The 20,435-nt window shown below is 39.1% G+C and carries 19 protein-coding genes and 1 pseudogene; 11 read left to right on the top strand and 9 right to left on the bottom strand.

Annotation, left to right across the window (positions count from 1 at the left end):
* Window positions 1-116 precede the first annotated feature (116 nt).
* From IQ276_RS01570 to IQ276_RS01550, 5 genes and pseudogenes are all read right to left on the bottom strand, one after another.
* Window positions 117-1,469, bottom strand: coding sequence for a selenium-binding family protein (locus tag IQ276_RS01570; protein ID WP_193918291.1), 1,353 nt, complete (start codon window positions 1,467-1,469; stop codon window positions 117-119).
* A 38-nt stretch (window positions 1,470-1,507) separates the two neighbouring features.
* A pseudogene (locus IQ276_RS01565) lies at window positions 1,508-1,615 on the bottom strand (cation:proton antiporter); the annotation flags it as partial.
* A gap of 17 nt (window positions 1,616-1,632) precedes the next feature.
* The gene (locus tag IQ276_RS01560; protein WP_193918294.1) at window positions 1,633-2,586 is read right to left on the bottom strand and encodes an alpha/beta fold hydrolase; all 954 of its coding nucleotides are present in this window, start codon (window positions 2,584-2,586) and stop codon (window positions 1,633-1,635) included.
* Window positions 2,587-2,816: 230 nt separating this feature from the next.
* Window positions 2,817-3,323, bottom strand: coding sequence for a DUF4112 domain-containing protein (locus tag IQ276_RS01555; RefSeq protein WP_190876521.1), 507 nt, complete (start codon window positions 3,321-3,323; stop codon window positions 2,817-2,819).
* A gap of 96 nt (window positions 3,324-3,419) precedes the next feature.
* Window positions 3,420-4,319, bottom strand: coding sequence for a YihY/virulence factor BrkB family protein (locus IQ276_RS01550; protein ID WP_193918309.1), 900 nt, complete (start codon window positions 4,317-4,319; stop codon window positions 3,420-3,422).
* A 655-nt stretch (window positions 4,320-4,974) separates the two neighbouring features.
* Between IQ276_RS01550 and IQ276_RS01545 the strand changes: the two genes are divergently transcribed.
* From IQ276_RS01545 to IQ276_RS01500, 10 genes are all read left to right on the top strand, one after another.
* Window positions 4,975-5,214 carry a CTB family bacteriocin gene (locus tag IQ276_RS01545; protein ID WP_193918296.1) on the top strand — a complete coding sequence of 80 codons (240 nt, stop codon included), beginning with the start codon at window positions 4,975-4,977 and terminating at the stop codon, window positions 5,212-5,214.
* Window positions 5,215-5,391: 177 nt separating this feature from the next.
* Window positions 5,392-5,625, top strand: coding sequence for a CTB family bacteriocin (locus IQ276_RS01540; RefSeq protein ID WP_235115345.1), 234 nt, complete (start codon window positions 5,392-5,394; stop codon window positions 5,623-5,625).
* Between the two features lie 195 nt (window positions 5,626-5,820).
* The gene (locus IQ276_RS01535) at window positions 5,821-6,054 is read left to right on the top strand and encodes a CTB family bacteriocin (RefSeq protein ID WP_235115344.1); all 234 of its coding nucleotides are present in this window, start codon (window positions 5,821-5,823) and stop codon (window positions 6,052-6,054) included.
* 180 nt (window positions 6,055-6,234) lie between these two features.
* A complete protein-coding gene (locus tag IQ276_RS01530) occupies window positions 6,235-6,486 on the top strand; it encodes a CTB family bacteriocin (RefSeq protein ID WP_193918302.1) in 252 nt (83 codons plus the stop codon).
* A gap of 172 nt (window positions 6,487-6,658) precedes the next feature.
* Window positions 6,659-6,910 carry a CTB family bacteriocin gene (locus tag IQ276_RS01525; protein WP_193918304.1) on the top strand — a complete coding sequence of 84 codons (252 nt, stop codon included), beginning with the start codon at window positions 6,659-6,661 and terminating at the stop codon, window positions 6,908-6,910.
* Window positions 6,911-7,238: 328 nt separating this feature from the next.
* Window positions 7,239-9,389, top strand: a complete 2,151-nt coding sequence (locus IQ276_RS01520) for a peptidase domain-containing ABC transporter (protein WP_235115343.1) — start codon at window positions 7,239-7,241, stop codon at window positions 9,387-9,389.
* Window positions 9,390-9,675: 286 nt separating this feature from the next.
* Window positions 9,676-11,079 (top strand): HlyD family secretion protein, encoded by a 1,404-nt coding sequence (locus tag IQ276_RS01515; RefSeq protein WP_193921697.1) that lies wholly within the window; start codon window positions 9,676-9,678, stop codon window positions 11,077-11,079.
* Between the two features lie 390 nt (window positions 11,080-11,469).
* Entirely contained in the window at window positions 11,470-12,129 is a 660-nt protein-coding gene (locus IQ276_RS01510) for a hypothetical protein (protein ID WP_193921699.1), read from the top strand.
* 113 nt (window positions 12,130-12,242) lie between these two features.
* The gene (locus tag IQ276_RS01505; protein ID WP_193921701.1) at window positions 12,243-12,920 is read left to right on the top strand and encodes a response regulator transcription factor; all 678 of its coding nucleotides are present in this window, start codon (window positions 12,243-12,245) and stop codon (window positions 12,918-12,920) included.
* An 89-nt stretch (window positions 12,921-13,009) separates the two neighbouring features.
* A complete protein-coding gene (locus IQ276_RS01500; RefSeq protein ID WP_193921704.1) occupies window positions 13,010-14,893 on the top strand; it encodes a CHASE2 domain-containing protein in 1,884 nt (627 codons plus the stop codon).
* A gap of 473 nt (window positions 14,894-15,366) precedes the next feature.
* On the opposite strand, the gene IQ276_RS01495 is transcribed toward IQ276_RS01500, so the two are convergent.
* The 4 genes from IQ276_RS01495 to IQ276_RS01480 form a co-directional block, all read right to left on the bottom strand.
* Window positions 15,367-16,197: a dienelactone hydrolase family protein gene (locus IQ276_RS01495; protein ID WP_193913682.1), complete on the bottom strand. Its 831-nt coding sequence runs from the start codon at window positions 16,195-16,197 to the stop codon at window positions 15,367-15,369.
* A gap of 79 nt (window positions 16,198-16,276) precedes the next feature.
* Window positions 16,277-16,807, bottom strand: coding sequence for a DUF29 domain-containing protein (locus IQ276_RS01490; RefSeq protein ID WP_228042799.1), 531 nt, complete (start codon window positions 16,805-16,807; stop codon window positions 16,277-16,279).
* A 39-nt stretch (window positions 16,808-16,846) separates the two neighbouring features.
* On the bottom strand, window positions 16,847-17,368 hold the full coding sequence (locus IQ276_RS01485) for a DUF29 family protein (protein WP_193913664.1): 522 nt from the start codon (window positions 17,366-17,368) through the stop codon (window positions 16,847-16,849).
* A gap of 10 nt (window positions 17,369-17,378) precedes the next feature.
* Window positions 17,379-17,891: a DUF29 family protein gene (locus IQ276_RS01480; protein ID WP_193913665.1), complete on the bottom strand. Its 513-nt coding sequence runs from the start codon at window positions 17,889-17,891 to the stop codon at window positions 17,379-17,381.
* A gap of 851 nt (window positions 17,892-18,742) precedes the next feature.
* Between IQ276_RS01480 and kdpA the strand changes: the two genes are divergently transcribed.
* Entirely contained in the window at window positions 18,743-20,428 is a 1,686-nt protein-coding gene (gene kdpA / locus IQ276_RS01475; RefSeq protein WP_193913666.1) for a potassium-transporting ATPase subunit KdpA, read from the top strand.
* Window positions 20,429-20,435: the final 7 nt, after the last annotated feature.

Below are 20,435 nucleotides of genomic sequence, written 5' to 3'. Positions count from 1 at the left end.
CCGTGTCCCTCCGTCGTCCATTTCCAAAAATCTTCGCAACACACGAATCGACTGTAGGGGCGTACAGCTGTACGCCCCTACATATCTATCTGTATCAGGTATTTCGTGAAATGAGGTTAGATCCAAATATCTGAAGTGCAATCACCGCCAGGATAGCGCATCTCGTGAGCGCGAGAGGGGCCTGCTGGTTCTTGGCCAAAGTCAACGTAGAAGTCTTCGTTGATTTTTAGTCCGCCATTTTCAGTGTCGCAGTCAATCTGTAATAAATATGAGCCGGTTTTAGATAAATCAGGATAAAACTGATTATCCCAAGTGCTAAATAGGGAATTCGTCACATAAAGCCGTTTACCATCCAGACTCAGCTGTAGCATTTGCGGGCCGCCAGCTAATTTATGACCTTGAACTTCACCACCATTACCTAACAAACCACCGCACCAAACTTGACCAGTAAGTTGAGGATGGGCTGGGTCACTGATATCATATTGGCGGATATCTCCATGCAGCCAATTGGAAAAGTAAATATAGCGATCGCACATTGAAATCAAGATATCAGTAATCAACGATGGCACTGGTATCGGCCAGCCTTCCACTTCTTGTGAAGGTATATCAATTACTTTCTCTATTTCCCAATGACCATTAGGTTTGTGCCAATGCCAAACATTACTACTGAGTGCTGCGGCGACAAACCCATGAGTGCTGTCGGGGTTATGGTGAAAGCGCAGTTCTAAGGGAATTAATCCTTCTTGTCCTAAGTCAAAACTTTGGATAATTTCCCGTGTTGACCAATCCCAGAAATGTATATGATGACCATAGTTATCAGCTGCTACATCGTTGAGGTCAAAACCAGGATAATAGGTTTTGGGTGCGCCCCACTCACTACTCACCATGACGTTATGACGAGGTTGATACCAAAAGTCATAGTTAAACCGCATCCCATCAGCTTGGCGTTCCCAACGTCCAGCAATATCAAAATTTTCATCCAGTAACAAAAAGCCACCAGGGCCATTTCCCTCACTGTCGCCGAGCATGGAAATCATCACATGACCATCTGCTAGGCAGTGTACTGTGTGGGGGGCGGTTAAATTAGTTTTTTCTTGAATTTCTTGTGGTTCAATGACCTTGTGCAGTTTTGGCGCCTTGCTATCTGCGGTATCAACAATATAGATGCGGCTAGAACGTTGCCCAGGTATTACCGTAAATCTACGTAATTTGCTAGCGTCGCCGTGACAAGAACTACAAGCATTCCAGCCAAAGTGATGTAATTCATCGCCAAGATAAGGCATAGATAGACGATGAATCACTTGGGAATAGGTGGGGGAATTGGGGTCAACGTCTACAGTAGCAAGATAATCTGGTTCTTCGATACCAGTGCCAGTATAAAGGGCGATCGCGTAAAGCACCTTTTCTCTTTGGGCTTTGATGGCTGCTTCTGGAGAAGCGTAGCCAGGGCCGCAGCAAGCATGAGTCATGGTTTTACACCTCACAGGCTTTGAAAATTACAACAAGTTTACAACAAGCCCCGATAACAAATAAAAACCAAAATCACTGCCCACGAACCCAACGCCACTTTGACTGCAACCAGAATATTGAGCAAAGGAATAACTCCCCCACTCATATCTTATATGTTGTGTCTTAACTGCCTTGGCGATTGCTATAAAAGCCAGTGTCTTGCAAAAACTCTAGAATTGCTGTATTTAGTACCTCAGAAGCACCAGTTGAAGCATCGTGACAGCAGTTAGACAAAATTTGAAATTTGGAATTGGGGATATGCTGATGTAATTTTTCACCATGACTAGCAGGAAACCAACTATCTTGCTCACCCCACAAAACTAGTGTAGGACACTGAATTTTATTCAATTTATTTTGAATTTTAGTGAGCATATTTGGCTTATTTGCTTGCCAATTCTCTATTTCCCGGGCTGCTATTTGTAATTCTTCGGCAACTTTGGCGATCGTACCAGGTAATTCAAGAAAAGGGTAAGTTATCCAATAGATATCTTCCTGTGTGAGAATTGAAGGATCGAATAGTACCGCACGTCTTTCTGTTGCCATTATTTCTCTAAATAAGGGTGCAAACAGATTTACTAAACGCAAAGAGTCTATTGTTTGCATTATTTCTAGAGGTGTTTGGGCAAGTAACCACATAGACCAATGGGGTAAATGTTCAGTAAAGATAGGTACGTTTACTACTACCAAGCGCCCGATTAATTCGGGATATTCTTCAGCAAGGGCTAGGGCAACTAATCCTCCCAGGGATTCAGCTACAATGACTGCTGGTTCATCACACAATGCCTGAATAATTCTTTGAAACTCAATAACTTGATGACCGTTGTGTTCTCTTCTAGACAATGGTTTTTCAGAAAAACCAAAGCCTTTGGCATCAAAACAAATTACCCGAAAATGTTTAGATAATGGTGCTATCATGTGGCGCCAATTGTAGCTCCAACTGCCCATACCATGTAGGAGAATTAGCGGTTTACCTCTACCTTTTTCGCCATAAGCAATTTGTACAGGATAGCCATGAGCATCAGTAATAACCAAATTTTGCCGCCCTTTAGGAAAAGTGGCTTGCCACCAATCTTTCATTCCTATATTCATCAATAATTTTAGGTGAGAATTCAGAATTCAGGAGCAGGCAGTCCGGTCTTGGTGGTTTCCCCAAAGAGGAACTGCCGCCGGCATCAAGCAACTGCCGTTCAGAATTCAGAATGAATGTAAAATCAAGGATACTATAGCTTTTGAATATTATTCCAATTATTAAGCTTGGGTTTTAAAGTCTTCTTAATTCTGACTTCTGAATTCTGAATTATGATAATTTAAGTGCCAGTTAAGGCATTCCACAATATTCTAATTAGGATCACGGGTAATGCAACTAAGACAATGGAGACGAGCAACAATCCAACCAAAAGAGCCATGATAAACCACTTATCTGCACTCTTTTGCTGGCTGGGAAACTTTAAGTGTTCTTCCAATAGCTTGAGATTATAATTGTTAGCTGTCCAGGCAATATCAAAAAAGTCTCCCAAAATTGGGATAGCGCCTACTAAGCCATCAATAATTACATTCACAACCATTCTGCCTAAGGAGGCTCTAGATACACCCAGACGTGCTGCTTCTAAAATGATGTAGCAAGAAAACATGATTCCCAAAAAATCGCCACCAATAGGTAGTAATCCTAAAATTGGATCTATACCAATACCAACTTTGGTTCCGGGAATAGTGATAGCATTATCCAGCAGCCGACTGATTTGGCGGAGGCGCTTTAAGGTAGGTGCTTTGGAATCAGGTTCAATCATCGAAGAGCGAAAAGAAGAATCAGGCATGAAAGCGATCGCTTATTTGTATTGAATCGTTAGACATTTTACTCCTCTATTGAGCTTTTGCAAAAGTTTCTTCCAAGATTTACTAATTAATATTTTTTAATATTTTTCGGCAGATTGCGACTGTGGTTTTGGGCGCATATCTTCGCCGACAATCACGTTCAACTGGTCGCCGATTAACAAAACAGCAGCGCTCATTGATAGCCAGAGCATTAAAACTATCACAGCCCCAACAGCACCATATACTTTATTATAATTCCCAAAGTTCGCTACATAAAGCCGAAATAGGGCAGATAACATAGCCCAAAAAACAGCTGCTAAAATTGCTCCAGGCATCATTGGTGTGCCTGAGTTCCAGACACTAGGCCCGTAGCGATAGAGAAAGCCAAAAGCAAAAGCAACAATACCTAAAGCTAAAGGCCAGCGTAAGAGCTGCCAAATATCGAACAAGAAGATTAAAGAAGCATTTTCACGTGCTACCATTCCCAACAGCCAATCGCTGGTAAACACTAAAAAAGAAGCCAACACCAAAAGCAACATAGTACCGATTGTTAATCCCAGAGAAACAAGCTTGGCTTTCCAAAAAGGGCGCATTTTTTCTGGAGGAATTTGATGGATTTGGTCGAGGGCTGTCATTGCAGTACTCACCGCGCCAGAAGCAGTCCAAATTGCTAATACAAAGCTCAGAGAAAATAAGCCAGTGTTTTTGGAATTAGTAATTTCTTTAGTGGCAAAATCACGAATCAGAACCAAAGCTTGTTCGGGTAAAACTTGACTCAGTTGCACTGCCAGTTCTTTAAAAGTGTTTTGTAAAGATTCTGCCAATAAGCCAATGGCTGTAACCAAAGCCAAAATCGCTGGAAACAACGATAACATGGCATTGAAAGCAATTTCCGAGGCTAGTCCCAAAAGTCGTCTTTCAATTGTCCTGGCGAAAGTTTTTTTCAGCGTGCGCCAATTGAGGTGACGAAAGAACCGGACAAAACGAGGCTTGAACATAACTACAGGAATTAACAACTCAAATGATATTGGCACACGTCGTATCATGTGCAGTTGAAGACTGACAGCGAATTGCAACAGGCGTGAGGTACAGATAATTGTAGGGAACATGTTGTGCCCCTACCCGTGTACTTCCTTTACCTGAAATACGCTGTATCATTGCAACTGACGGCGGGACGCAAAGAATTTTTTGAACGGTGATTAGGGAAAGATGATATAAAGCGATCGCTAACCTAATTTCATTGAGTATTGTAACTAAAATCGCAACATTGGTAAGAGGATTTTTGATTTGGCGAAGTGATTTTGGTTACCAAGGGACTTTAACATTAAACGAATCATGAGCAAGAATAAAGAGCCAAGAGGTATTAGGGGTGTATAGCTGTGCTGCCCTAACGCCTTTTGTGAATAATCATCCTCAAGGCAGAGTATAAAAATAGAACTTTTATATAGGCGTATTTTTCAGACAGACTACTAGCTTAATCGTGCAACAAGTTTTTCTTAGCATGGTAATTAACTGTGCAGAAAATGCAAATGACTCACATAGTTACTGACCTATATCGTATTAAACAAGCGACGAGTTGAGCAGCCAATCAAAAGGCAATCAATTAATAGCTAAATCAAATCTCATCAAATCAAAATTACGAGGTTTCTAACTATGTCTCACGTATTGTTTACAGAATTATCCAACGAGCAACTAGAAGTTGTAGCTGGTGGTGTTGATTTCCAACTAGATGCAACTTTTTTCGCAGCAAAAGAAAACGTTCTCAATGGCGAAAGTAGTTCTGATCCCAGTGGTAGCACTGCTAGCTCCAACGGTAGTTCTACACAAATTGAAACTGCTGGAATAGCTTTCTTAGCATTGGGAGCTAGTGACATTCCTAAGGTTGAATTTTAGGTTAAGCAGCTAAAAAAGGCAATGAATTAGTACGTGAGTTCGATGAAAATAGTTTGATCAAAATCAATTAGAGATACAATCTCTAATACTAAAAAATCAAATTACTACTTCTCAATCACGAACTCACGCTACTAAATAGTGCAAATTTCTGAGATCAAAATTACGAGGTTTCTAACTATGTCTCACGTATTGTTTACAGAATTATCTAACGAGCAACTAGAAGTTGTAGCTGGCGGTGTTGATTTCCAACTAGATGCAACTTTTTTCGCAGGAAAAGAAAACGTTCTCAATGGCGAAAGCAGTTCTGACCCCAGTGGTAGCGCTGCTAGCTCTAACGGTAGTTCTACAGAGATTGAAACTGCTGGACTAGCTTTCTTAGCCTTGGGTTCTCATGAGCTTCCTCAGATTTAAAAAAGATATAGCCATTAGTTTAAGCGGCTAAAAAAGGCAATAAACTAATACGTGAGTTCGATGAAAATAGTTTGATGGAAAACAATTAGAGATACAATTTCTAATACTAAAAAATCAAATTCTCACTTCCCAATCACGAACTCACGTTACTAAATAGTTCAAATTTCTGACATCAAAATTACGAGGTTTCTAACTATGTCTTACGTATTGTTTACAGATTTATCAAACGAGCAACTAGAAGTTGTAGCTGGTGGTGTTGATTTTCAAATAGATGCAACTTTTTACACAGCACACCAAAATGTTCTCAATGGCGAAAGCAGTTCTGACCCCAGTGGTAGTGCTGCTAGCTCTAACGGTAGTTCTACAGAGATTGCAACTGCTGGACTAGCTTTCTTAGCCTTGGGATCTCATGAACTTCCTCAGATTTAAAAAGGATACAGCTATCAGGTTAAGCAACTCCAAAAGACAATGAACTAATTCGTGAATTTGATGAAAGCAAATTAGAGATTAAATCTCTAATACTAAAAAATCAAATTTCCACTTCTCAATTCCGAACTGAAGTTACTAATAGTTCAAGTTTTTCCAATCAAAATTACGAGGTTTCTAACTATGTCTCACGTATTGTTTACAGATTTATCGAACGAGCAACTAGAAGTTATAGCTGGTGGTGTTGATTTTGCAATAAATGCCACTTTTTATACAGCAAACCGAAATGTTCTCAATGGCCAAAGCAGTTCTGGCCCTCATGGTAGTGCTGCTAGCTCTAACGGCAGTTCTACAAATATTGCAACTGCTGGACTAGCTTTTTTAGCCTTGGATGCTCATGAAATTATTGAACTTTCAGAAGCATATGGCCATTAAGTTGAGCAACTAAAAACAGCAATCAATTAATACGTGAGTTCGATGAAAATAGTTGAGTAAAAAGAATTGTCTTTAATTCTAAAAACTTAACTTGCCATGTTTCTGATGGTGATGCGAACTCACGTAACTAATCCTAAAATTTCATCGAATTAAAACTACGAGGTGTACAGCTATGTCTGGTGAATTGTTTAGAGATTTATCTGATGAACAACTAGAGATTGTAGCTGGTGGTGCTGATTTTGCAATAAATGCCACTTTTTACCAAGCCAGTGAAAATATTCTCAGTGGTAGTAGTTATTCTGGACCAGATGGCAGCATCGCTAGTTCTTATGGTAGATCTACAAATATTAAGACTGCTGGGTTAGCTTTTTTGGCTTTAGATGTGAATCACATTCTTGATTTTTTACAATATCAATACAAATAATATACGGAAGTGTTGGCTAAAATCTCAGCATCTGTGACATAAATTTATCGGCACACTTGAACATAAAATGAACCAAAATTTTCCACAGATGATCCATAATAATACAATTATATGGGTCATCTTTTGTTCAGTATATTCAGAGTTGAGAAATAAGTTTTAGTAATTCCAAAAACATAACACCAGGCTGAAAAAATTTCATAGTATTAGTACCGCTTTCCTTCAATTCAAAGTTGCAAAATTATTGAATTTTTGATTTTTGAAATTTTTTAAAATGTAATTTACTTTTTGCGGTGCGGCAGTATTTGTCATTATGTAGAGTAATTTACCTATGAAATACCAGTTTGTTAAACAGCATAGCAAAGAAGATTGTGGAGCTGCTTGTCTTGCTGCTATTGCTAAATATTACGGACGTACTTTTACTCTCAGCCGCATTAGGGAAGCGGTAGGTACTGGACAATTTGGAACTACTTTATTGGGGCTGAAGCGTGGAGCAGAAACGCTTGGGTTTAATGCTCGTCCAGTGAAAACTTCGCCGGAACTTCTCAATCGAATGAATGAAGCACCGCTACCAGCAATTATTCATTGGAAAGGGAATCACTGGGTTGTTTTATATGGTAAGAAAGGTAAAAAATGTTTAGTTGCAGATCCAGCGGTAGGTGTGCGTTATCTTTCTCAGCAAGAGATAGCGGAAGGCTGGACAGATTGGTTAATACTTCTATTAGAACCCGATCCAATACGCTTTTTTGCCCAAGAGGATGATAAAGTCGGCGGTTTTTGGCGTTTTTTCAAACGTGTTTGGATTTATCGCGGGATTTTAGCTCAAGTTTTGCCTTTGAATTTAACGTTGGGTTTGTTATCTTTAGCTTCTCCTTTTTTGCTACAAATTCTTACTGATGATGTGTTGGTGCGAGGTGATACAAAATTACTAACTACTGTAGCGATCGCTGTGGTAGTAATGAATGTTGTTTCTCGTAGTCTTTCGTTTGTACAATCTAACTTAATTGCTCACTTTGCCCAACGTCTGCAATTAGGTTTAGTTCTGGAATTTGGGCGGCAAATTTTACGATTACCCCTTGCTTATTACGAAGCCAGACGTAGCGGTGAAATTGTTAGTCGTCTGCGAGATATTAACCAAATTAATCAGCTAGTTGCTAACTTAATTATCACTCTACCAAGTCAATTTTTTATTGCGCTGATTTCTTTTAGCTTCATGGTTTTCTATAGCTGGAAACTCACAGCCGTTGCTGTCTTCATTGCTGTGATGATGAGCTTATCTACTATAGTCTTCCAGCCGACTTTGCGCCAAAAAACTCGTGAACTTTTAGTTCAAGAAGCAGAAACACAAGGAGTTTTAGTAGAAACATTTAAAGGCGCGCTGACTCTGAAAACTACCACATCTAGACCGCAATTTTGGGACGAATTTCAAAGCCGATTTGCTCGTCTGGCAAACGTGACATTTAGCACAATTCAAATTGGGATTATTAATAATACTTTTTCTGGCTTGGTTGCGGGTATTGGTGGCGTAATTTTGCTTTGGTTCGGCGGTAATTTAGTGATTAATCCAGCAGAAAACCTCAGCATCGGTCAACTGCTTGCTTTTAACTCAATGAATGGTAATTTCCTGGGGTTAATTGCAACTTTAATTAGTTTTGTCGAGGAATTTACGCGGGCAAAAACAGCCACACAACGGCTCACCGAAGTTATAGATGCCACTGCGGAAAATGAGGGCGATGAGATAAAGCCTTTTGCTGAAATTCCCTGTGATGCTGATATAGTTTGTACCAATATTAACTTTCACTATGCTGGTCGGCTTGATTTAATAGATAACTTTTCTTTAACAATTCCTGGTGGCAAAGTTGTTGCCATTATCGGCAAATCTGGTTGTGGTAAAAGTACTTTAGCGAAATTGATTGCTGGGTTATATCCACTGCAATCAGGGAATATTAGTATTGGACTTTATAATATCCAAGACCTTTCTCTTGATTGTCTACGTCAACAGGTAGTTCTTGTTCCTCAAGAGCCTCATTTTTGGAGTCGTTCGATTGTGGAAAACTTTCGCTTAGGCGCACCCCAGGTTACTTTTGAGCAAATTGTCAGAGCTTGTCAAGTAGCTGAGGCTGATGAATTTATTAATAATTTGCCTGACAAATATCAAACTATTTTAGGTGAATTTGGTGCAAATATTTCTGGTGGGCAACGTCAAAGACTGGCAATAGCAAGAGCGATTGTTACAGATCCGCCAGTTTTGATTTTGGATGAATCTACTGGTGGACTCGATCCGGTAAGTGAAGCACAAGTTTTGGATAAATTATTTAAACATCGTTGGGGTAAAACTACGATTTTAATTACTCACCGTCCGAAGGTGGTTAATCGAGCTGATTGGATTGTATTGCTAGATCAAGGTAAGTTAAAGCTTGAAGGTTCTTTGCAAGAGTTGCGAACAAAACCAGGAGATCATATAGACTTTTTGATTCCTTGAAGAAGAAGTCAGAATTCAGAAATCAGGAGTCAGGAGTCAGAATTCAGAATTCAGAATTCAGAAGTCAGGAGTCAGAATGAGCTACGCCCCGCTGCGCTAACAGAATTCAGATAAGGTTATTGGTGTAGATAATTGGTCTAGAGAAGACGCGATAAATCGCGTCTCTACATGAGGGTTTTGTTGCTCATTCTAAACTGTATTGATCTATACGTATTCTCTTAAATTGGCTAACTCTACAAAATTAATTCTGAATTCTGACTACTTTTTTTTAATTATTAGGAGAAATATGCTTTACACCCATAATGAAAAGTTTCTACCATCACTTGAAAAGGATGAATTTCTTCCTCCTATTAGTGCTTGGACATCTTTAGCTGGAGTGTTTCTCGTTGGAACTATTGGTTCTGCGATCGCTCTTTCTTCATGGATTAAATACAATGTCATGGTGGAAACTGCTGCTACTGTTCGTCCCATAGGCGACACGAAGCTAGTGCAACCAGAAATGGAGGGGACTGTTGAAAGTATCTTTGTGAAAGAAAATCAAGTTGTTAAAAAAGGAGAAGTAATTGCCCGTCTGGATACGCGACAATTGCAAATCAAAAAAAGTCAACTCCAAGGCAATATCGAACAAAGTAGATTACAAGTAATTCAAATTGATTCGCAAGTAGCTATTTTAGATACTCAGATATTGGCTGAAAAAAGATTCATAGAACGCACTGTTTCTTCTGCAAAAGTAGATTTGGGACGCAACGAACGAGAGTATCAAGAAAGAAAAGTTGCTACTCAAAGTGAATTGTTGGTTTCTCAAGCCAGCTTGCAAAAAGCTAGGGCAAATTTGCAAAAAGCTCAAGCGGATTTAGACTTTGCTAAAATGGATAGCGATCGCTATGAACAATTAGCAGAAGTTGGAGCAATTGGTCGGCGTGAATTTGAGCAGAAAAAACTAGTTGTTGAACAGACTAAGTTAATACTTGAATCAGAAAAAATATCTATTGAAATTGCTCAAGCTAAACTGCAATCAGCCCTAGCTGTAGTCAATCCCAGTATGGCAAGAATTGCGATCGCCCAAGAACGCGTTTCCCAAGAAATTGCTAGAGGTGAAGCAACCATCGCTACTTTAAACAAAGAAAAACAAGCTTTAATGCAGCGGCGGGTGGAAATGCAAACCCAACTCAAGCAATATCAAAAAGAACTTCAACAAATCGAGACTCAACTGCAAAACAGCATTATTCGCGCCACTAGCGATGGTACAATTCTCAAGCTCAATTTGCGAAACCCTGGTCAAGTTGTGGGTGTTAGCGAATCTATTGCTGAAATTGTTCCTCAGAATGCTGCTTTGGTGATTAAAGCGATGATTCCTACCGCAGAAATTCAAAAAGTTGCAGTTGGTCAAAAAGTGCAATTGCGAATTGATGCTTGTCCATATCCTGATTATGGTACTCTCAAAGCTGTTGTCAGTGGCATTTCTCCAGATGTAATTACACCTGTGGGTAGCAATATCAATGCAGCTACATCAACTGCTGTTGCTGGTTATTTTGAAGCCACAATTCAACCCGAAATGCTAAAATTTGGCAACGGTACTCTTCAGTGTCACATCCAATCAGGGATGAATGCAAAAGCTAATATTATTTCCCAAGAAGAGACAGCATTACAATTTATGTTGAGAAAGGCGAGATTAATCACAGATATTTAATAAGTAAAAAGTCAGAAATCAGGACTTCTGAATTCAGTTAGCGCCGCGGGGCGTAGCCCATTCTGAATTCTGCCCTATCAATGTAATGTGTAGTATTTACCCATCATAACTCCTTCTTCCCTGTTTATGTCAGGGAAGAGAGTTTTGTCTTTTTTAAATGTAGCAACTACGAGAAATTTAATATGAAATGGGTTAATGATACATTATAAAGTCTTGATAAATTCTCGTGGCACTTTTTGGCAATTATTTTGTACACGTTGGCATTTTTTTGGCATAAATATGCCGTGGGTTGCATATAACTTTTTTCTTATGCTACTAAAATAGCTGACATAACAATATTATGTGAGCCTGAAATTGTGTCCGAAAATTATACTTTGAATTGTCTACGTTATGTCCCTAGTGCGGTTTCTGACATCTTATCAGAGAATTCAACAATCATTGCAATGGTGGTCTTCTAGGCAGTCGATGAAACTCTTTGTGGAAGCAGAGAAAATTCGGGATGATTTGTTACAGGAATCTTTTACAATACGTCGCAATTTAGATTTGTTAAGAGTAGATCATCTGAATTTATCAGATAAAAAAATTCAAGAATGCTTAAAACAAATTGACAATTTTCATCACTCTTTGGTGCAGCTGAGCGATCGCTTATTTCCGGCATCCCTTCAAGACAGTTTTCCGTTAGCTATTGAGTGTTTATTAGAACCTTGGCTAGTGTCCAATCCTCAGTTATACTTTCAAATCGATTTACCGCTTTATTGGCGGCATGAGCCAGCTGAACGTAGTCTAGTTGTATTAACGGCTTTAAATGAGTTACTGACCATAACTTTAGCAGAAGTTTTGGCATCAACATCAATTTATATCAATTTAAAAGAACACAAAAATATTGGACAATTAATTGTAGAAATTACTTATCCTAATGTGTCTACATTTATCTTTCATTCCAGGCTACCAGAATTAAATTATCTTTGTGAAACTTTTCGATTACTAACCTCAGGTAAATGTTTTCGTCGCGCTAAAAATATGAAAATTTCCTGGTATTTTTACTGGTAATTATTATATTTTTTAATTTAATATATTTCTTTATATTTCCAGAAAAATAATTGGCTAATGTGGATGATAATCAAGAATTTTTAATTCTCTACTTAATCAGCAGGCTGTGAGTTATGAAACAAGAAATATCAGAGAAGGCATTGCTGAAAATTTTGGTAATTGATGACCATGAGTCAGTTTTAAGTGGAACAGTAGACATCTTACAAAAACATTACCCTGGTGCTGAAATTGTCACTGCTATAAATGCTAATAATGCTCTCAATCAAGTTAGTAGTTTACAGCTAGATCTTATAGTTATGGATCTTTCCATACCAGAAAATTATGGCAATACAGCCCGACCGGACACAGGTATTCAACTACTCAGAATTTTGATGAAACACTATCCCAACTTGAATATTATTGTCCAAACTGCTCATGTGAGAACATTAGTGAGAATTAGACCTGATATTGATAGTCATAAAGGAGGTTTTACAGTCGCCGATAAAAGTCTTTCCACCCAAGAAATGTTGACTAGAGTTGATTGGGCGTTACAAGGATTAACTCATACAAAAGATATTAAAGGAATTTATTCGGGATTAGAGTTTAAACCAGAGTGGCTTAGGGTGCTGACTTTAGCGTTTGAAGAAGGATTACAAGACAAAACTATTGCTGAACGAATGTGTATATCTGAACGTATGGTACGTCATTACTGGAGTAAGCTACAAGACGCTTTAAATGTTTATCCTGATGAAGGAAAAAATATTCGGATTCAAACTGAAATCAGAGCTAGAGAAGAAGGTTTAATTGATTAGTTGCTAATAAAGAGGAGTCAGAATTCAGAACTCAGAATTCAGAATACTTTACCCATAAAGCTTATAGCTAAAGGCTAGGAGGAAAGCTTATGCAGCCTCGGCTTTGGAAAATAATCAAAGAAGAAATTCGGATTTGGCGTGTAGGTGCATTTCCAGGAATTGTAGTCATTGCACTGGTGATAGTTGCTCGTCTGAGTGGTTCAATGCAATCTTTAGAGTGGCTAGCTTTTGATAGTTTCCTGCGTCTGCGTCCTGAGGAACCTATAGATGAACGAATTATAATTGTGGGCATTAATCAAGACGATCGCCTCATAGATTCTTCAGTATCAGATAGAGATTTAGCAGCACTATTGTGGAAATTGCACAGGTGTCAACCTAGAGTTATCGGTCTTGATATTTATAGAGATTTTCCAGTTAACCCTGGTCATACAGAACTGTTGGCAGCTTTTAAAAATATCAAAAATTTAATTGTCATTGAAAAAGTATTCCCCAAGCAAATTGCTCCGCCACCGAATTTTTCTTTTGAACAAATTGGTTTTGCCGATCAAATTACGGATGCTGACGGCAAATTAAGACGAAGCCTATTAATAACACCAACATTTCAAGGAGAAAAATTATCTTTATCTCTACGTTTAGCAGAAATTTATTTAGCTCAGAAAAATATTAGCCTCAAAAATAGTATTAGCGATCGCACTGGAATTCAGTTTGGTAATACTCCACTACCAAAACTTTTTCCTAACTCTGGAGGCTATGTCCGAACTGATGTAACCGGAGTTCAAGTACTGCTCAATTTCCGTAGTGGTCGAAAAAGATTTAAAACTATATCTTTAAATGATATTAAAAGCAACAAATTTAATTCTGAATGGTTACGCGATCGCATTGTAATTGTCGGCATAACTTCCCCTAGTCGTAAAGACTTGATAACTACTTCGAGAATTACATCTAATCAGCCTACAAAAAAACAAGTTTATGGAGTAGAAATCCAAGCACATGCTGTGAGCCAAATTGTCAGCGCGGTGCTTGATGACAGACCACTTTTAAATACTTGGTCAGATGAATGGGAATATTTGTGGATCTTTGCCTGGGGGTTTTTAGGAATTGCGATCGCTCGATTGAGTAAATCTCTTTTAGCAAATATCATCATTGTGATTACTACAACTTCTAGCTTAATAGTCGCTAGTTATTTTCTCTTAACTTGGGGCTGGTGGGTTCCAGTAATTCCTACAATTATCGTTTTAACTCTCAATGGTATAGAACTCACTGCTTTATATCAATGCGATCAAGCTCTGCGATTGGGAATTAAAACTAGACAGGATGTTATTGAACGCACATTTGAAACAATTCACAACGGACCCTTGCAAAGTCTAGCTAAAGTTTTAAAAATGGTTAGATGTCAAGATTTACCAATCAAAGAATTACTTCCAGAACTGGAAAAAGAACTTGAGAAACTAAACCACGAACTCCGAGGAATTTATGATTTTTTACAACGAGAACCTCCAAATCAAGACAGTAGTCTTTACTTAGGAAATACTTTAGTATTAAATTTGCAAGATCCTCTGCATGAAATTCTCTATCAAGTTTACAGCCATACTTTAGCGCGAGACTTTCCTTGCTTTAGAACTATTAAAGTTAAAATTCGTACTTTTGAACCTATAGATGAACGATATTTAAGCATAGAACAAAAGCAAGGACTCTGCCGATTTCTTGAAGAAGCTTTATGCAATGTCGGCAAACATGCCATAGGAGTAACTCGCCTCGAAGTTACTTGCTTTTCATCTGAAGGCTGGTACACTTTGAGCATTATAGATGATGGGTTGGGTGTCAATTCATCTCGAGAAGGTCGCGGCACCCAACAGTTTAGAAATTTAGCAAAGCAACTCAAAGGTAAATTTCAACGAGTTCCTCTTTCTTCTAAAGGAACAATTTGTGAGTTGTCTTGGCCTGTAACTAAATTTTGGTTTAGTAATAAATGATTACGAATAATGATAAGTAAATCGGCGATAAAAATTCAATGTAGTTAGGACTAGCCCTTTCAAGTCACCTTGAAAGGGCTAGTAGTTAGGACTTATGCATTGACAGGAAAGACCAAATATGGATGATTTTAAAAACCACACCTGTTGTAGTGGCACAGCATTGCTCATTAGTGTCAACTTAACGTAAAAACCTTGTAATGACGTTAGAGCAAACTTACTCAATTACCAATCAATCCGGAGTCACCCCACCCCGGCTTTGCTGACGCAAAACCTCCCCTCCCCGATCTTCGGGGAGGGGATTGAGGGGTGGGGTAAAACGATTGTGGAACAGAGGTTTGAGCTGAAGTTGACACCAATGCCACTACAGCGCGGGTCTATCTACCATCAAATCGTCTCTACCTAGTACGCGAGCGATCGCCTGTTTGATTGCAGACATTAAAGGCGATCGCCATCAATTGGCTATCTGACTGCTGTTACACGCCATTTTCCTTAAACCACGCCAAAAGGCGTTTCCAACCGTCCTGAGCATCTTTCTGGCGGTAGGAGGGACGATAATCGGCAAAAAATGCGTGGGGTGCATCGGGGTAGACGATGATTTCTGATTTGCTGCTGCTTTCCTTGAGGCGATCGCGCATTTTCTCTACTGTATCTAGGGGAATACCCGTATCCTGACCACCATAGAGTCCGAGAACTGGCACTGTCAGTTTTGATGCAATATCAACGGGATACTTTGGTTGAAGTTCAGTAGCATCACCTACGAGTCGCCCGTACCACGCTCCCCCCGCCTTTACTTGGGGATTGTGTGCTGCGTATAGCCAGGTGATGCGGCCGCCCCAACAAAAGCCTGTAATCGCCAATTTATTGGCATTACCCTTGGCTGATTTCACAGCCCAGTTTACGGTGGCGTCAAGGTCGGATAGCACTTGGGCATCTGGTACTTTGGCGACAATTGGGCGAATTTCGTTGATACTGCTTAATTTTGAGACATCACCTTGACGGACAAACATTTCCGGAGCGATCGCCAAATACCCCAACTTGGCAAAGCGGCGAGTGATATCCTGAATATGCTCGTGTACGCCAAAGATTTCTTGAATTACTAAAACAATTGGGAAATTTTCACCAGTGGCGGGTACTGCTCTGTAGGCAGGAATTTCGCCATCTTTAACGGGAATTTTCACTGCACCAGCTACCAACTCCTTGGTATCAGTGGTGATGACTCCGGCAGAAATCGGCTGCACTGCCAAAGCAAAACCCGTCGCCAAGGTGGCTGTGGCGATAAATTTGCGGCGAGTTATTTCTTTCATCATCTCTACCTTGAATTGGCGAAAACTTTGTGGTTTGTTATCCGTACAGTACTATAAAATAATTACTACGCTTTCGCAATCAGCATACTGGAATATTCCCTGCATTCTGCAAATGAATCGCGATCGCCTTATCCCGATTTATCCAATTTTCTCCCCCAGCTAACCTACTGAGATAATCATCCATAATTGCTGGTAATTCCTTTGGCGAATAAGTATATGTTAAAGCCAGGAAACTTGTTGCTGTGGTTATAATCTGGTTTTTATTTAGCATCGCTGACAATTGAGAGCGAGTGAATTTACCATTCATAACTTCCTCGCTGGCATCTGCGATCGCATCTTCCACGACTTCCTCTTCTATCAAATTTTCCCATTCATCTAAACTGATATAGTAAGATGTTTTATTTTCTTTGACATTTACTTCTTTAATTTCGCGGATTGCATTCCGAATAGAAGCTGCCCAAAAATTTGTTAATCTCTCCTCTAGTTGATTCTTAATTAGATGAATTAGTAGAATTCTGACAAAGGATTTTATTTGCCGTAGAACTGCCTTTTTACTCATTCCCTCTAATTCATCAACAATTGCTAAGGCATCTGCATAACGCCCTTCCAAAATGCTCTTTTTTAAATCTATTAGTTCCTATGTCATTTTTCACCGCCCACCTGTTTTCCAATCTTCTCCACCGACTAACCCAGTTAAATTTTCAGCCACAACTGTCGGTAACTCTTTAGCTGAATAAGAATAAGTTAGTAGCAAAAATTTCAAAGCAGTCTGAATTATCTGGTTTCTGTCTACCATTTGTGCTAGTTGAAATTGAGTATATGCTCCATTCATAACTTCCTCACTCGCATCTGCGATCGCATCTTCCATCACTTCCTCTTCTATTAAATTCTCCCATTCATCTAAATTGATATAATAAGATGTTTTATTATCTTTTATATTCAGTTTTTTAATTTGCCGAATAGAATTCCGAATAAAATTTGCCCAGGAACTAGTTAATCGTTGTTCTACTTGGTTTTTAATCAAATGAATCAACAGAATATTTAAATAAGCTTGGATACTACGCAGAATAGCTTGTTTGCTCATTCCCTCTAATTCATCAACAATTGCTAAGGCATCTGCATAACGTCCTTCTAAAATGCTCTTTCTCAGGTCTATTAATTCCTGTGTCATTTTTCACCGCCTATCTGTTTTTCCAATCTTCTCCACCGGGTAACTCAGTTAAATTTTCAGCTATAACTGCCGGTAATTCTTTAGCTGAATAAGAATAAGTTAGCATCAAAAATTTCAAAACACCCTGAATTATCTGGTTTTTATCGACTATTTCAGCTAGTTGAAATTCATTATATATTCCATTCATCACTTCCACACTCGCATCACGCACAGCTACTTCTATTTCATCTTCCAGATGAGTATCCCATTCTTCTAAATTGATATAATAAGATTTTTTATTGTCTTTGAGATTAAGTTTTTTAATTTCTAAAAGCGAATTCCGGATAGAAGCTACCCAAGAATTTGTTAATCTCTGCTCTACTTGGTTTTTAATTAAATGAATCAGCAGAATTCTTAAATAAGCTTGGATATTACGCAGAATAGCTTGTTTACTCATTCCCTCTAATTCATCTACAATTGCTAAGGCATCTGCATAACGTCCTTCTAAAATACAAGTTCTGAGGTCTATTAATTCTTGTGTCATTTTTATTCACGTCAAAAATTCATCATGGTAATTTCAATATAACAATGACTTATAGCAATTTGATTTGCAGAAATGACTTGGCGGCAGCAGGCACTGAGGAATAGAGAATAGGTGCAATATCTGAGGCGATATCTTCTCTACGAGACGCACTCGCGTTCGATGGGCTACGCTTACGGATTTGCAAATAAGTAGCTTGTGGTCAGCAACATCGCAGTATTGGGACAAATGCTTATGCGATCGCTAGCAATGCTTAAACAAAACTTATGAATGATTACCTTGCCCTTGGCAACTAGAAGTGTAGTATACCAAATACGTAAAAATCAAAATTATAGTGATTGAAATTACTAAAAAAGGCGAGAAACCACGGTCTTATCCTGGCGCTTCCTTTCTCTTGAGTATTATTATTCTTGATATGGGTTAATTTATTTTCTAGAAAACTTTTATATTTTTGAAAGTAGCAAATATTGAGAATCTATTGTATAAACTAATCATACTAACTAGTGGGATAGATGAATAAAAGGAAAATTTAAATATTCTTAACAAAAACTTTAACAGACATCTGGAAAATAGTAATTGCTTCATGAGTTAAGACAGTGCAATATGTTAACTCAGCACTCATTACTGAGATTTATTTCGCTGATATGTTGGGAATCCTATTTGATTTTTGCAAAGCTAAGTACAAGTTGAAAAAACTTCTTGCCTCTTGCCTACTTACGCTGTAGGAGTTCAAAAATCAAAGTGGACTGCTATAAAATATCGCCAAGTCACTCAAAATGAAGTACACCAACAGTTCATCTGTTACTTTTAGGAATTAGCTGCTAACACTTAAGTTTATATAGAGCGGAAAATACATGGGACAAGGTTTTTTACAAATCGGCTTAACGCTGTGTATCGTTGTAGCAATTACTCCAGTATTTGGAAGATACATGGCGCGTGTCTTCTTGGGAGAAAAAACACTGCTTGACTTGTTAATGAACCCGATAGAGCGAAGTATGTACGTACTAGCGGGTGTTCGCAGAAAAGATGATATGACGGGCTGGCAGTATATCCGGGCTGTAATATGCACTAATCTGATTATGGGTATTTCAGTGTATTTACTGTTATATTTTCAGAGACTCTTACCCTGGAATCCTAACGGCTTAGGTAGGCCGAGTTGGGATATATTGCTGCACACAACTATTTCCTTTTTAACCAACACCGACCAGCAACACTATGCTGGTGAGACAACCTTAAGTTATTTTAGCCAGGTAGCAGCTTTAGGCTTTTTGATGTTCACCTCCGCAGCCACCGGTTTAGCGGTGGGAATTGCTTTTATTCGGGGGTTGACGGGTAGACGGCTAGGTAACTTTTACGTCGATCTCACCCGTGCAATCACGCGAATATTACTGCCAATTTCAATTATTAGTGCGATCGCCTTGATTTTAGTAGGTGTACCGCAAACATTAAAAGGGACTATGGATATAACAACCTTAGAGGGAGGAACTCAGTATATTGCCAGAGGCCCCGTAGCATCCTTTGAGGCGATCAAAATGTTGGGCGAAAATGGCGGCGGCTTTTTTGGCGCTAATTCTGCCCATCCCTTTGAAAATCCCAATGGCGCTTCTAATTTAATCGAAATGATCGCCATGATTTCCATACCAGCAGCCTTGATTTACACCTATGGTGTATTTGCCAACAACATTAAACAAGCGTGGCTGCTTTTCTGGATGGTGTTTGTAGTTTTTGTCGTTTTGGTTGGAGTGACAGCCGTAGGAGAACTGCAAGGTAATCCCCTGATTAACAGAACCATCGGATTAGAACAGCCGAGTTTAGAGGGTAAAGAAGTCCGATTTGGTTGGGCCCAAACGGCATTTTGGGCAGTTATGACCACCGCCACCATGTGTGGTGCTGTGAATGGGATGCACGATTCCTTAATGCCACAGGGAATATTTTCGACTCTCTTCAACTTATTTATCCAAATTATCTGGGGCGGTCAAGGAACTGGAACAGCTTACTTATTCATTTACTTAATTCTCACCGTTTTTCTCACTGGGTTAATGGTGGGACGTACCCCAGAGTTCTTAGGACGCAAAATTGAAAAACGGGAAATCGTTCTCGCCAGCGTAGTGTTGTTAATTCACCCAATTGTAGTTTTAATTCCCAGCGCGATCGCCTTAGCTTATCCAATTTCCCTATCTGGAATTAGCAATCCTGGCTATCACGGCATTTCCCAAGTAGTTTATGAATATGTCTCAGCGGGGGCAAATAATGGTTCTGGCTTAGAAGGATTGAAAGATAACAGCCTCTGGTGGAACTTGAGTACTTTAGTTAGTTTGATAGTAGGACGCTACATTCCGATGTTTGCCATCCTACTGTTAGCTGACGGGATGTCTGGCAAACAACAAGTAGAAGAAACTCCCGGCACCCTGAGAACTGATTCTTTGGTATTTATTGGGATCACCGCTGGAGTCACCCTGGTTTTGGGAGTATTGACTTTCTTTCCCGTTCTAGCTTTAGGCCCCATAGCCGAAGGTTTGCAACTAGCGTCTGGCAGCTAGAAAAGTT

It is taken from the genome of Desmonostoc muscorum LEGE 12446, from assembly GCF_015207005.2.
GTDB lineage: Bacteria > Cyanobacteriota > Cyanobacteriia > Cyanobacteriales > Nostocaceae > Nostoc > Nostoc muscorum.
The sequence above is the reverse complement of the archived record's forward strand: the minus strand, read 5'-3'. Positions and strand labels throughout refer to the sequence as shown.